Origin of the sequence: Streptococcus mitis (assembly GCF_905187495.1) — a bacterium.
GTDB lineage: Bacteria > Bacillota > Bacilli > Lactobacillales > Streptococcaceae > Streptococcus > Streptococcus mitis_CU.
Window position 1 is genome coordinate 44022 of sequence record NZ_CAJJIB010000045.1, and the last position, 13497, is coordinate 57518.

At 38.2% G+C, this 13497-nt stretch carries 15 protein-coding genes; 1 reads left to right on the forward strand and 14 read right to left on the reverse strand.

Features of this window, described 5'->3' with window-relative positions; genetic code table 11:
• Positions 1-2: 2 nt before the first annotated feature.
• From JQ843_RS05065 to rgg, 8 genes are all read right to left on the reverse strand, one after another.
• Entirely contained in the window at positions 3-737 is a 735-nt protein-coding gene (locus JQ843_RS05065; RefSeq protein ID WP_203213053.1) for a DUF3169 family protein, read from the reverse strand.
• A gap of 11 nt (positions 738-748) precedes the next feature.
• On the reverse strand, positions 749-937 hold the full coding sequence (locus JQ843_RS05070; protein WP_049534884.1) for a hypothetical protein: 189 nt from the start codon (positions 935-937) through the stop codon (positions 749-751).
• Positions 924-1112, reverse strand: coding sequence for a hypothetical protein (locus tag JQ843_RS05075; protein WP_001057594.1), 189 nt, complete (start codon positions 1110-1112; stop codon positions 924-926). Before JQ843_RS05075 ends, JQ843_RS05070 begins: the two co-directional genes overlap by 14 nt.
• Entirely contained in the window at positions 1112-1318 is a 207-nt protein-coding gene (locus JQ843_RS05080; RefSeq protein ID WP_001176233.1) for a helix-turn-helix transcriptional regulator, read from the reverse strand. The genes JQ843_RS05075 and JQ843_RS05080 overlap by 1 nt, the downstream gene beginning before the upstream one ends.
• A gap of 9 nt (positions 1319-1327) precedes the next feature.
• Positions 1328-1795, reverse strand: coding sequence for a hypothetical protein (locus JQ843_RS05085; RefSeq protein ID WP_203213075.1), 468 nt, complete (start codon positions 1793-1795; stop codon positions 1328-1330).
• Positions 1795-3075 (reverse strand): histidine--tRNA ligase, encoded by a 1281-nt coding sequence (hisS, locus tag JQ843_RS05090; protein ID WP_203213054.1) that lies wholly within the window; start codon positions 3073-3075, stop codon positions 1795-1797. Before hisS ends, JQ843_RS05085 begins: the two co-directional genes overlap by 1 nt.
• 77 nt (positions 3076-3152) lie before the next feature.
• Positions 3153-4400 carry an MFS transporter gene (locus JQ843_RS05095; RefSeq protein WP_203213055.1) on the reverse strand — a complete coding sequence of 416 codons (1248 nt, stop codon included), beginning with the start codon at positions 4398-4400 and terminating at the stop codon, positions 3153-3155.
• A 305-nt stretch (positions 4401-4705) separates the two neighbouring features.
• Positions 4706-5557 (reverse strand): quorum-sensing system transcriptional regulator Rgg, encoded by an 852-nt coding sequence (gene rgg, locus JQ843_RS05100; RefSeq protein WP_024056776.1) that lies wholly within the window; start codon positions 5555-5557, stop codon positions 4706-4708.
• Positions 5558-5681: 124 nt separating this feature from the next.
• Between rgg and JQ843_RS05105 the strand changes: the two genes are divergently transcribed.
• Complete coding sequence (locus JQ843_RS05105) at positions 5682-6023, forward strand: metal-sulfur cluster assembly factor (RefSeq protein WP_001204052.1); 342 nt, start codon at positions 5682-5684, stop codon at positions 6021-6023.
• A gap of 60 nt (positions 6024-6083) precedes the next feature.
• Here JQ843_RS05105 and ilvD read toward each other — a convergent pair whose 3' ends face one another.
• The 6 genes from ilvD to JQ843_RS05135 all read right to left on the reverse strand — a co-directional run bounded on the left by ilvD (position 6084) and on the right by JQ843_RS05135 (position 13485).
• Complete coding sequence (ilvD, locus tag JQ843_RS05110; protein ID WP_000137343.1) at positions 6084-7787, reverse strand: dihydroxy-acid dehydratase; 1704 nt, start codon at positions 7785-7787, stop codon at positions 6084-6086.
• A 230-nt stretch (positions 7788-8017) separates the two neighbouring features.
• Complete coding sequence (locus tag JQ843_RS05115; protein ID WP_023947581.1) at positions 8018-8950, reverse strand: transketolase family protein; 933 nt, start codon at positions 8948-8950, stop codon at positions 8018-8020.
• Entirely contained in the window at positions 8947-9804 is an 858-nt protein-coding gene (locus JQ843_RS05120) for a transketolase (RefSeq protein ID WP_033687490.1), read from the reverse strand. The genes JQ843_RS05115 and JQ843_RS05120 overlap by 4 nt, the downstream gene beginning before the upstream one ends.
• 3 nt (positions 9805-9807) lie before the next feature.
• Positions 9808-11154, reverse strand: a complete 1347-nt coding sequence (locus JQ843_RS05125) for a PTS ascorbate transporter subunit IIC (RefSeq protein ID WP_000975289.1) — start codon at positions 11152-11154, stop codon at positions 9808-9810.
• 12 nt (positions 11155-11166) lie between these two features.
• Positions 11167-11451, reverse strand: a complete 285-nt coding sequence (locus JQ843_RS05130; protein ID WP_023947577.1) for a PTS sugar transporter subunit IIB — start codon at positions 11449-11451, stop codon at positions 11167-11169.
• A gap of 3 nt (positions 11452-11454) precedes the next feature.
• Positions 11455-13485 (reverse strand): BglG family transcription antiterminator, encoded by a 2031-nt coding sequence (locus JQ843_RS05135; RefSeq protein ID WP_203213056.1) that lies wholly within the window; start codon positions 13483-13485, stop codon positions 11455-11457.
• Positions 13486-13497: the final 12 nt, after the last annotated feature.

Here is a 13497-nt window from a genome sequence, read left to right on the forward strand (position 1 = left end):
CTTTATTTGAAATAACGTTTTACCATAGGCAACTGCATCACATTGATATAAATATGGATAGCTCCTACAAGCAAGAAGGCTAGTAACTGAATATCTCCTGTCAGTAAGGAAAAGAGAGCAATCAGAAAGTACAAAGCTGGCAAGACATAGTTATTTAATTGGAATAAAATCCGAAAACTCTGTTCCAAATTAGCCTTGCGCTCCACTTCATCGTAAGAATCGAAATGCTCCAAGATATCCTTTGGTGTAGAGAAAAATACTAAATCAAACTGACGAACAATCGCAATGGTCTTAAAAAGATATTTTTGAGCATTTAAAACTAACACTAATCCCAAAAAGGAAAGGGATAAGGTTATATGGCTTATATCGAGTACAATTACTTCACTTCCTGAAATGAAGAGAGCCAATAAAATCGCTACGCTTGCACTATTAAAAGCAATAGTTCCAAACTCGAGATTCCGATACATCTGCACATAATAGGTTTCATTCAGATCATCATCCATTTCCTCTTGATACAAGGAGTGAAATTTTCTGCTTTTCTTTAGGAAATTGAAAGTCAAAAAAATGCTAATGAAAGCTAATACTAAACAAATAGCTGATATCCATGGTATCAAAATTTTTACATCTAACATAATTGCGTGGGATTCAGCACGTGCCTTAAACATCCCTACAAACATGCCCAAGAAACCTCCCAAGACAATAGACATCAAAAATAACAATCCACGTTTCTTTTTCATATTCATTCTCCTTATTCACTTGCTAGGTTTTTGGATTTCTTTTCAATCCATTCAACTACTGGGATGAGGGCAAAGTAGGCCCAAATAAATTGGTCACTTTGATAGGGATTAAACCAGCCTAGATCCATCCCAATTAGTAGAAACACGCTGACTAATAGAGCTATGGCAACTACATAATAGATTACTTTATACTTGTTCATCATTTTTCTCCTTTTTCTTCAACCAATTGAAAATGGACAAGAGGACTAAGTTAATCCAAAACAAATACTTACTTTCAACAAAATAGAACCACCCCAGTAATGTTCCAATCATAGCAAAGGCATTCACAATAAGGGCAAGAACACTCATATAATAAACCACTTTATACATGTTCATCACTCGTCCTCCTCCAAGCGAAATACCGATTCGACTGTTTCGTTGAAAATCTGAGATATTTTCAAGGCAATCACAACGGACGGGGTGTATTCGTCTCGTTCTAATAGGCTGATAGTCTGTCTGGAAACCTCTGCTAGCTTGGCTAGTTCGGTTTGATTGAGACCATCGCGAGCCCGAAGCTCTTTTAGACGATTTTTTAGTTGCATGTTACACACCTACTCTCCGTCAAATTCAACGGCTTGGATATCCTCAATACGTTGCAACTTGAATTTTTCTTTCCCATTTTTATCGACATGACGTAGTTTGACCCATTCCTCATCAACATCCACAACTTCCCATAAAGATGTTCCAAACACTTGTCCAACGATTGTTGGATTTTTCCCAATTAATTCTTGCAATAATCTTGACATATCTATATTTCCTTTCTCTTTTCTTTCGATTACCTTTAACCTCTTCTCTAACCGCTTGATTTTTTTAGATTGACTACTATAAATCAAGACGAGAAAAGGGAAAAAAATCCATACCCACATGTGACTCCCTCCTATTTCTTTATTTCTTAACTTGCTTACATTGTAACACATCTTTTTCTTTTTGACAAGTATATTTGTCAAAAAGTTTATGATTTTTGTCATTTTGCAAAAGAAAAAGGTCAGGGATAAAATCCTGACCAGTTTATCTGTTATTAAAATCCTAGTTTTTCAAAGATTTCTGAGAAGTTTTGGCTGATTGCCTCAAGTGACACTTGCACTTCTTCTCGGGTTTGGTTGTTCTTGACCGTCACTTGTCCACTTTCGACTTCGCTCTCTCCGAGGGTGATGAGGGTCTTAGCCGCAAAGACATCAGCTGACTTGAATTGAGCTTTGAGTTTACGGTTAAGGTAATCACGCTCTGCTTTGAAATCTTGTTGGCGAAGAGCCTGTACCAATTCCAAGGCCTTGACATTTGCCCTTTCGCCCAAGACTGCGATATAGACATCTAGAGCGTTTTCGATAGGGAGAGCCACACCTTGCTTTTCAAGAATGAGAAGCAGGCGCTCTACACCAAGTCCAAAACCAAATCCAGCAGTCTCAGGGCCTCCAAAATAAGAAACCAAACCATCGTAGCGACCACCCGCACAGACTGTCAGGTCATTGCCCTCAATCTCAGTGATAAACTCGAAAATGGTGTGGTTGTAGTAGTCCAGACCACGCACCATATTGGTATCGATGATATAGTCTACTCCAAGATTTTCCAACATCTGACGCACAGCATCAAAATGAGCTTGGCTTTCTTCATCAAGGAAGTCCAAGATAGACGGTGCATTCTCTACAGCTACCTTGTCTTCTTTTTCCTTAGAGTCCAAGACACGGAGAGGATTTTCCTCCAAGCGACGTTGGCTATCCTTAGACAAGGTCTCCTTGAGCGGTGTCAAATAGTCAATCAAGGCTTGGCGGTAGGCTGCACGGCTCTCAGGATTTCCAAGAGTGTTGAGGTGTAATTTGACATCTTGGATGCCGATTTCTTTCAAGAAATGGGCTGCCATCGCGATGGTTTCCACATCAGTAGCTGGATTGCTAGAGCCAAAGCACTCAACCCCGATCTGGTGGAACTGGCGCAAACGCCCTGCCTGTGGACGCTCATAACGGAACATAGGTCCCATGTAGTAAAACTTACTTGGCTTTTGCACTTCTGGGGCGAAAAGTTTATTTTCCACATAGGAACGGACAACTGGCGCTGTTCCTTCTGGACGGAGGGTAATGTGACGGTCACCTTTGTCATAGAAATCGTACATTTCCTTGGTTACGATATCCGTTGTATCTCCAACAGAGCGACTGATAACCTCGTAGTGCTCAAAAATAGGCGTGCGCACTTCTGCATAGTTATAGCGCTTGAAAATCTCACGGGCAAAGCCCTCAACGTACTGCCATTTGGCAGATTCAGCAGGCAAGATATCCTGCGTTCCTTTTGGTTTTTGTAATTTCATAGGGAATCCTCTTTAAACTTAATAGTCTTATTTTACCATAAATAGAGGGATTAAAACAGTAAGAAAAAAATTAGGATTTAGATATCATTTTTGAGATTAATAACTGTCAAAAGAATAGCCAGGAAGGAAAGACCAACAAATAGCATCCAAGTCAACTGTATATTCCATACAGCTAGAAGTGAAAAACAAGCTGTTCCCACAGGTACGGATAAGGTAAACAATAAACCTAAAAAATTACTGGTACGAGCTAGAACATCTGGAGCTAGATTTTTCATGAGCATGGCACTAATCTTTGGTTGAACTTTACCAGACACATACAGAGTTGAAAAGAGAAATAGTAAACCAAGTACGACTTGATTGAATAAATTAGCTAGACCAATTAGACTGAGTCCTACGGTCACCCACATCATCAATCTAGGCAAAGACTGCTTCCCAAAATAATCATTGCCCGTAAGGCTACTGATGATGATTGCTACTAAAACACCGAATTGATTGATAAATAGTGCCTCTGTGTAAGAAAAATTCAAGAGAGAATGGCTCAAAAAGAAGATGTTATAGATGCTTCCTAAAGCCCCACCCAAGGCATTGATAAGTAAGACAGCAAAGATCATGAATCCAAAGTTTTTCTGTCCACCTTTAAGAAAAACGAGACGTAAATTTCGATAAATCGTTAGGAACTGCTCTTTGATAGAAAGCTTCTCATTTTTTAGAATTTTACCATCAGCAGATGACATTGACAGGCTCAATTTGCTTTTTCCTAAAAAGAGGATAACGGCTGATACTAGGAAAAAACAGGCATTGATTCCCGCAACAAGGGAAAAATTGTTGACCGATAAACCTAAAAGCCAGACTCCGAAAGCTTGACCACCAATAGCTGAAATATAGGTGATGAACTGGGAAAAAGAATAAGCCTCCATCAGATCATCTTCAGCTACTTTTTCCTTAATAAGAGGCATGCGCAAGCCACCAGCAAAATCACTGATGACATCGCTAATGACATTGATTAAACACAGACTAGAAAAGGCAAAGAGACTAGCTTGCTGAACAACTAGGGCTGCTAGAAAAAATAAAACTGCCTGAAACAAACCGCTATAGATCATCCATTTGACCTTGTCCCTCGTGTAATCTGCCCGAATCCCTACAAAAACTGTAAAGAGAGTCGGAATAATCATGACAATATTCGCCATAGCAACAGCAAAGGATGCTTGTGACAAGGTCGATGCATAGACGATAAATACCAGGTTGAAAATCGAAGCACCAAAAGCATTGAAGAAGCGTGACAAAGTCAAGAGACGATAAGCTTGATTTCTGAACAATAGTTTCATAGGTAATCTCCCTTCTTGTTCAAATACTCAATGAAAATCAAAGAGCAAACTAGGAAGCTAGCCGCGGGCTGTACTTGAGTACGGCAAGGTGAAGCTGACGTGGTTTGAATTTGATTTTCGAAGAGTATAAGTTTTATGTGAAGTATGACTATGGTATAGCACTTAGAAATTTTAGAGGAAAAACTTTTGAATATATGCAACAAAAAAATGTGCACAAAGAAACGATAGAACTTATTTGATGACCTGAGAGAGCTCAACAATTCTATCACTTAAAATTTCAAATAATTTTCTTAGTTTGCAGATATTCAACAATCGGTCGTATTTCTATAGTATTCGGCAGATTTATTACACCCAAGCATCTCAAAAATACGGACAGCATCTTCCATCTTTTTCTGACCTTCCTTGACTCTGCCTTGCTTGCTATCAAGGAGACCTTCTGCCCACAAATAGACAATTCGGAAATAGGTTTCATTTTCATTGTAGAAATGCTCTTCGATAACACGTTTAAAATAAGAGGCATTGGTAAATTCTTCACACTCAATGCTAGCTAAAAAGCCATTCAATAGTATAGTGTGAAACAGGTTTCGATTACCAGACATTTCCATTAGAAAATCAGATTTACGTACCATCTCTCTAACATACCTAGTGAAAAGAGAAACAGATAGAAATGGTGAACTGACTGAAAATAAATTGAGTTCATAGATTCCCCAAATCTCGGTAGAAAACAAATAATCATGAAGAACTTTCCCTTCCTCTGCTGTTAACTCTACCCTTTCATCCATGCTCTTCATATAAGACTTGATAATAATGGCATTTAGAATATGTTTCTGTTTATTGTGAGAATGGGCATGCTTTTGATACTCCCTGCGATACAAGTCCTCAAGCGGAGCTATATTCTTTGGATCCAAGACATCTATGATTTCTTTTCTCAACTCAGAATCTGTATCATACTGAAAACCTCTCGCCAGAAAGAGAATTTCCTCTACACTAGCAGATATATTTTCTAGGGCAAATAAGAACTTTTCCACCGAAAGCTCACTCTGACCTGTTTCAAAGCGAGATAACATAGACGGCGAAAATTGTCCCCCAGTTGCTTGTCTCAGCGAGATATTTCTTGACTCTCGTAATTGTCTAAAGACTTTTCCAATCTGCTCCATAGGCTTCCCCTTGATTCAGTGTTTTCTTTATATTATCATATTTTTTCAGAAAATTCATCAAAAACTTGCCAAATTGTCAGAATTATGAGAAAATAGAGGATATTTATCACGTGGAGGGACTGTAATGAGAGACGATATCAAAATCAATGACCGGGCTTTGGCCTTGCAAGACCAAATTATCGAAAAACTAGAGAAGGTTTTTGATACAGATGTGGAATTGGATGTGTACAATCTAGGGCTGATTTATGAGATCAATCTAGACGAAACAGGCCTCTGTAAGATTGTCATGACCTTCACCGACACCGCCTGCGATTGCGCCGAAAGCCTGCCTATCGAAATCGTGGCAGGTCTGAAACAAATCGAGGGTATCGAAGATGTCAAGGTTGAAGTTACCTGGTCGCCTGCCTGGAAGATTACACGAATCAGTCGCTACGGCCGCATTGCCCTTGGACTGCCACCTCGTTAAGCAGGTAAATTACTTTTGAAGATGAAAAGAAGCAAGCCAAAGTTGGCTTGCTTTTTGAATTTACTTTTTACCTGACTTGTCCATATTCCAGAAGTCTGTCACGGCTCCGCGTGAAGCAGATGATACGATATGGGCATATTTACCGAGGACACCACGACTATAGAGTGGTGGCAAGGTTGTTTCTGCCTTGCGTTTTTCAAGTTCTTCTTCGGATACGGCCATGGAAATTTCTTTGGTATCTTGGTCAACCGTAACGATATCGCCTGTACGAAGGTAGGCAATTGGTCCACCATCCTGAGCTTCAGGAGCGATATGTCCAACAACCAGACCATAAGTACCACCAGAGAAGCGTCCATCTGTCAAGAGGGCAACCTTGTCTCCTTGACCTTTACCAACAATCATTGATGAAAGTGACAGCATCTCAGGCATACCAGGACCACCCTTAGGTCCAACGAAACGAACAACGACTACATCGCCATCAACGATTTCATCTGTCAGAACGGCCTGAATAGCATCTTCTTCTGAGTCAAAGACCTTAGCTGGTCCAACGTGACGACGCACTTTCACACCTGATACCTTGGCAACCGCACCGTCAGGGGCAAGGTTCCCGTTCAAGATGATAAGCGGACCATCCGCACGTTTTGGATTTTCAAGTGGCATAATAACTTTTTGACCTGGAGTGAGGTCTGCAAAGTCAGCCAAGTTCTCAGCGACAGTCTTACCAGTACATGTGATGCGGTCTCCATGAAGGAAACCATTTGCCAAGAGATATTTCATAACCGCAGGCACACCACCGACTTCGTAGAGATCTTGGAAGACATACTGACCAGATGGTTTCAAGTCAGCCAAGTGAGGCACACGTTCTTGAATCGTATTGAAGTCCTCAAGTGACAAGTCAACATTGGCAGCATGGGCAATGGCAAGCAAGTGAAGAGTGGCGTTTGTAGAACCACCTAGAGCCATAGTTACAGTGATAGCATCTTCAAAGGCTTCACGAGTCAAGATATCTGATGGTTTAAGACCTAGTTCCAACATCTTAACAACAGCACGTCCTGCTGCTTCGATATCTTCTTTCTTGTCAGCTGATTCAGCTGGATGAGATGAAGAGCCTGGCAAACTCATACCGAGAACTTCGATAGCAGTCGCCATGGTATTAGCTGTGTACATACCACCACAGCCACCAGGGCCAGGGCAGGCATTACATTCAAGACGTTTCACATCCTCAGCCGTCATGTCACCGTGATTCCATTTTCCGATACCTTCAAAAACAGAAACCAAGTCGATGTCTTTGCCATCAAGATTTCCCGGTGCAATGGTTCCACCATAGGCGAAAATAGCTGGGATATCCATATTAGCAATAGCAATCATAGAACCAGGCATGTTCTTGTCACAGCCACCGATAGCGACAAAGGCATCCACATTGTGGCCTCCCATAGCTGCCTCGATTGAGTCCGCAATAATATCACGAGATGTCAAAGAGAAACGCATACCAGGCGTTCCCATGGCAATCCCGTCCGCTACAGTGATAGTCCCAAACTGCACAGGCCAAGCACCTGCTGATTTTACACCTTCTTTAGCCAATTTCCCAAAATCATGCAAGTGAATGTTACATGGTGTATTTTCCGCCCAAGTCGAAATTACCCCAACAATCGGTGTTTCAAAGTCCTTATCTGTCATACCAGTCGCACGAAGCATGGCACGGTTTGGTGATTTTACCATGCTGTCATAAATGCTACTGCGGTGACGTTTATCTAATTCAGTCATTTGTTCCCTCCCATTTCAGTTTTTACTATTATAGCACATTTTAAAAGCAATGAACAGAAGAAAATTCTTGAATTTTCAGAAAATTCTATACACATATAAACATTTTAAATTAAAAACAACAAAGCGGATCAGGGCACTTTCTGATTACCAGAATATGCTTTTAATCCGCTCGCTTTAAATAACGTAATGTAATTTTTACAGAAGTTCTTTCAGATAAGTGTATTTAACATCTATCTTGCATTATAAAACGCTAAAACTTTCTCTTTTATATTCGATTCACTCAAACCATACTCATTAAGAAGATAATCCATTTTCCCTACTTGACCGAATCTTTCTTGAACACCCATCCGATGAATTTTTGTTATTCCATCATCAGAGAATAATTCACATAAAGCACTGCCAATTCCACCTATCTGATTGTGGTTTTCTACAGTAAATATAGTTTTTCCGCTTAACATTGTTTTTATCTGTTCTGGTATCGGTTTGATTCTAAATAAATCTATCACACCTACTGAATAACCTAATTTAGACAGTTCATCCGCAACTCGAATACTTGGAGCAACCATTATGCCAGAAGCAACTATTACAACATCTTCACCGTGTCTTAACTCAATGTAGCCTTTAGAAAAATCTTCTCCACCTTGATATACAGCCTCTGGAGCTTTTCTAATTGTTCGAATATATTTTAGTCCTTTTAATTCTAATGTCTGGTTCAAGATTTCACGAAATTGGATATCATCAGTTGCTTCAAAAATGATTGATTTAGGAATTAAACGTAACAATCCAATTTCTTCAAATGGCATATGTGTTCCACCATTCATCTCTGCCGTTACTCCTGCATCTGAGCCAATCACAGTGGCATCCAATTGTGCGTACCCAAGAGAAATAAATAATTGATCAAATACTCTTCGTGAAGCAAAAGGGCCAAATGTATGAAGATAAGGTCTAAACCCCTGAATAGATAAACCTGCTGCAAGCCCGACCATTTCTGCTTCCATGATCCCAACATTCACATAACGGTCTCCAAAGTCCTTTTCAAGATTATTAGTAGCCATCGAACTTGACAAGTCTGCTTCTAAAACTACTATATCAGAATAACTTTGGTTAGCTTCTAGAAGGAAATCTCTATACACATGTCGTAATTCTTTCGTACTTCTCATCATTCTGTTTCCTCCAATTCCTGACTTAATCTTTCTACAACTGAAGTTAACATTTGTCTCTCCTCTACAGTAGGGCGAAGATGATGATTGGATTTCATTTCTTCCAGCTCTCGAACTCCTTGACCTTTAATAGTGTCTAATACAATACACTTAGGGGATGAATTATTTGACTGTTTTAATTGGATAATCCCTTCATAAATTTCTCTAATATCTGAACCATTGACCCTAATGGATTCAAACCCAAATGCTGAGAATTTTTCTACAAAATCACCTGGATTACAAATATCCTTTGTAAAACCATCTAATTGTTTTTTGTTATCGTCTACAAATACAATTAAATTAGATAACTGTTGATGAGAAGCAAACTGTATAGCCTCCCAACATTGTCCCTCATTTAACTCACCATCTCCAACAATAGCATAGGTATAAAAGGGACTTTTTCTTATTCTCTGACCATATGCAAGTCCGGTTGCAACACTAATTCCCTGTCCTAAAGAGCCAGTTGTCATATCTATGCCCGGCGTTAGATTTCTATCAGGATGAGACGGTAATTTGGTCCCATTTGTATTTAAAGAATGTAAGAATTCTTTGTCAAAGAAACCATTCAAATAGAGTGTGCTGTACAAAGCTGGTCCAGCATGTCCCTTGGATAAAACAAAATAATCTCTATCTCGTGACGCAAATATTTCTGGAGTCATCGGCATTATTTCACCATAAAGCACTGCTAAAACTTCTACTATAGACAGACTCCCTCCATAATGGCCGAATCCAAGATGATTCAATGTTCTAAGAGTATTTAATCGGATTTTTGTTGCAAATTTTCTTAACTCATCTTCTCTATTTTCACTTAAAATCATCCCTTATTCCTCCTTTGCAGATGGCTTTTTAATAAAGGATACTCCAAACATAACTGCTAGAATAAGAACAAGACCAATAACAATGCCTGCTTGTGAGCCAAATTGATTCAACATTCCTAAAATAATTCCTGATAGACCAAAATCTGCATCTGAGAAAGTTGACCCTTGGAAACCAAGTCCTCCCAAAACTGGCATTAAAAAGACTGGAAGAAAACTAATTAAAATACCTTGTAAAAATGCTCCAATAGTGGCTCCACGAACACCACCAGATGCATTCCCAATGACACCTGCAGTCGCTCCACAGAAGAAATGAGGCACAACGCCTGGTAAGATGACAACCGTTCCTGAAGCAATCATAATTGCCATACTTACTAAACCACCAACAAAACTAGAGATAAATCCAATTAGGACTGCATTAGGTGCATAAGTATAAACAATCGGACAATCCAAAGCAGGTTTTGAATTAGGTACAAGACGCTCTGAAATACCTTTAAAGGCTGGAACAATTTCACCCAAAATAAGGCGAACACCTGCTAAAATAACAAATACACCTGCTGCAAATTGACCTGCTAATTGTAAAGCATAAACTAGACCACTTGTACCATTACTGATTTCTTTTTCTATATATTCTGACCCTGCAAAGATAGCTACAATAATGTAAATAACTGCCATAGATAAAGTAATGCTAACAGTACTATCACGTAAAAAAGCTAAACTCTTTGGAAATTTAATGTCCTCTGTTGATTTTGATTTGTCACCGATAAGGCTACCAGTAAAACCACTCAACCAATATCCCAAAGAACTGAAATGACCTAAAGCCACCTTGTCATTTCCAGTTAATTGAACCATATATTTTTGCACAAATGCTGGGGAAATACTCATAATAATACCGAGCGCTAATCCACCTAGTAAGATAAGAGGCAAACTTGTAAAGCCAGCAACTGATAAAATGACCGCAATCATACACGCCATATATAGAGTGTGGTGCCCTGTTAAAAAGATATATTTGAATCGAGTAAAACGAGCAATTAAGATATTGAATACCATACCTGCAAACATAATCATTGCAGTAGCTGAGCCATATGTGGTTAAAGCTACAGCTACAATTGCTTCATTATTCGGTACAACTCCAGATAAATGAAAAGCATGTTCAAACATGGTACCAAATGGATTCAAAGAATTTTGTACAATTCCTGCACCACCAGATACAACTAAGAAACCAACAAAGGTCTTAATTCCACCTTTAATAATATCAGGTAATTTCTTCTTCTGAAGAACTAATCCTAAGATTGCAATTAAAGCTACTAAAATAGCTGGTGTACTAACAATATCCAATATGAACTTCATCATGACGCTAGCCTCCTAAATAAGTCCTTTTTCTTCACAAAGTTTAGTAATTAATTCTCGTAGTTCATCCATATCAATAATACTATTTAAGATACGAACATCTCCAAGATGACTAGCTGAATCAGCTAGATCACGACCCACAATCCAAATATCAGCTGCATTTGGATCTGCTCCACCTAAATCATAGTGTTCAACTTCTACATCTGAAACATTCAAATCACTCAATACAGATTCAATATTCATCTGTACCATAAAACTTGAACCTAATCCTGAACCACAAGCTGTACCAATTCTTAACATTATCTAATCCTCCTGTTTAATTATCATTTCAATGTCATCATAGTTTTTTGATGATATTAAAGTTTGAACATGATTTTTATCTCTTAAAATTGTTGTTAAATGTGACAAAGCCTTTAAATGACTCTCATTATCAATGGCTGCAATACAAATCAACAATCTTACCTCCTGTTCTGGATTATCCAATAAATAAATCGGTTCTTCCAAAACTAACATTGACATTCCTATTTCATTCACACCTTCATCTGGCCGAGCGTGAGGAATTGCTACTCCCTTCCCTAAATTAATAAAAGGCCCAAACTCTTCTACTTTTTGAATCATTGCCTCAGGGTAATTCTCAGTTATCTTATGTTGATCCAAAAGCGGTTTAGCTGCTAAACGAATTGCCTCCTTCCATCCTAATTTTTCCGAACTAACCTGATAAGTTTCTTTTGTAATTAATTCTTCTAACAATGGTAACACTTCCTTTCTGTTCATTTCTTGATAGAGATACCTCTTTAATGCTAATTTTAACTCTAATTCTTGTGTGATTACACTATATCGTCTTACTATGCTAATTATCTGATTAAGCTCAATATCTCGATAACCTGTATCTGGGAAATCTTTTGATACCAATTCAACTAACTGTGTTGTTTGTTCTTCCGTCATCATAACAGAAACTAGATAATTTGGCTTCTCTGTATCCACCTTTATAGTAGAAAAAACCATATCATAGTCACTACTAGTTTTCGCATATAAATCATCAATCTTTGAGGTTCCTATAAACTCAATTTGAGGGAATAATGCTAATAGATTCTCTTTTATCATCAATGAAGAACTAATTCCATTAGGACAGATAATTGCTGCTTTATAACATTTTTGAGGCAAATTGTCTGCTTTCTTTAAATATCCTCCAAAATGGATAACAAAATATGCTGTTTCACTATCAGGTATGGGCTTGTCAATAGCGTCCATCAAGGGAGTCAAAGAGTCTTTTACTAGTTCAAATAAATCAGGATAATGTTCTTTGACATGCAACACATATTCATTTGAACTAGGTAAACCGAACTTTAATCTATAGTAAGCCGGTATAAGGTGGCGGCGAAGATTTTCTCTCAATGCTTCCCTTTGTTTAAAATGCAACAAAGAAATATCTTCCATTCTACTTATAATGGCCTCTGTTAATTGATTAAAGTAAACCGGAGCAACATCTACTTCACCTTCAAAACAACTTGATAATAAAACTGTGATATAGCGATAATCATCCTCAGAAAACACCGTATCTATAATTCCCAAATCAACCACTGTATCCAATAAAATATTGGTTATATCTTGAATAACAGGAGATACCAACGTCTCTGAAAGACATACTCTTTCAACACCCCTTTGATATCTACACATAATGAATACTAAACCGAAAAGGCAAACTTTTAATTGATTAACAATAGGTACTATCTGTAGCTTTTCATAATAATCTTTAACTACCTGATTTATCAAATCATAAGTTAATGAATACCCCCAACTGGATAAAACATAATCCAACCCCCAAATTCCTATGGAGGATTCCAGCAACTCACTAACCATTTGAAAAGCTAAACGGTGCTTATTCCACTCTGAACCGTGTAAAGTATAACCTTTTGCTCTACTGTACCCTAGCTCCAAATCATTATCTAACATAATCTTTCTTAATGATTGAATATCAGATAAGGTTGTATTCTTACTTACTTTCAAAAAGTCTTGGTAATGATTATTCGATATAAAATCTAATCGGCAAAAAGTGTAAAGATAGATTAATGCTAAGCGAGTCGACTTTGGTAAAACCAATTCATCCGACTTAATAATATCTGTCAAAGACTGCTTCGTACGATTTGATAAACTATAGCGACCTTGTTTTTTATCCAGCACTATCCCTTTATTAGCTAGATAAGGCACTAAATAATCTATTCCTTCTTTGACTTCCTTTATAGGTAAGCTCACCTTAACAGATAATTCATATAATGATAGCTCACAATGATCCATCAAAGTCATCAAAATAACTAGTGCTCTATAATCAAACATTTCTCTCCCTTT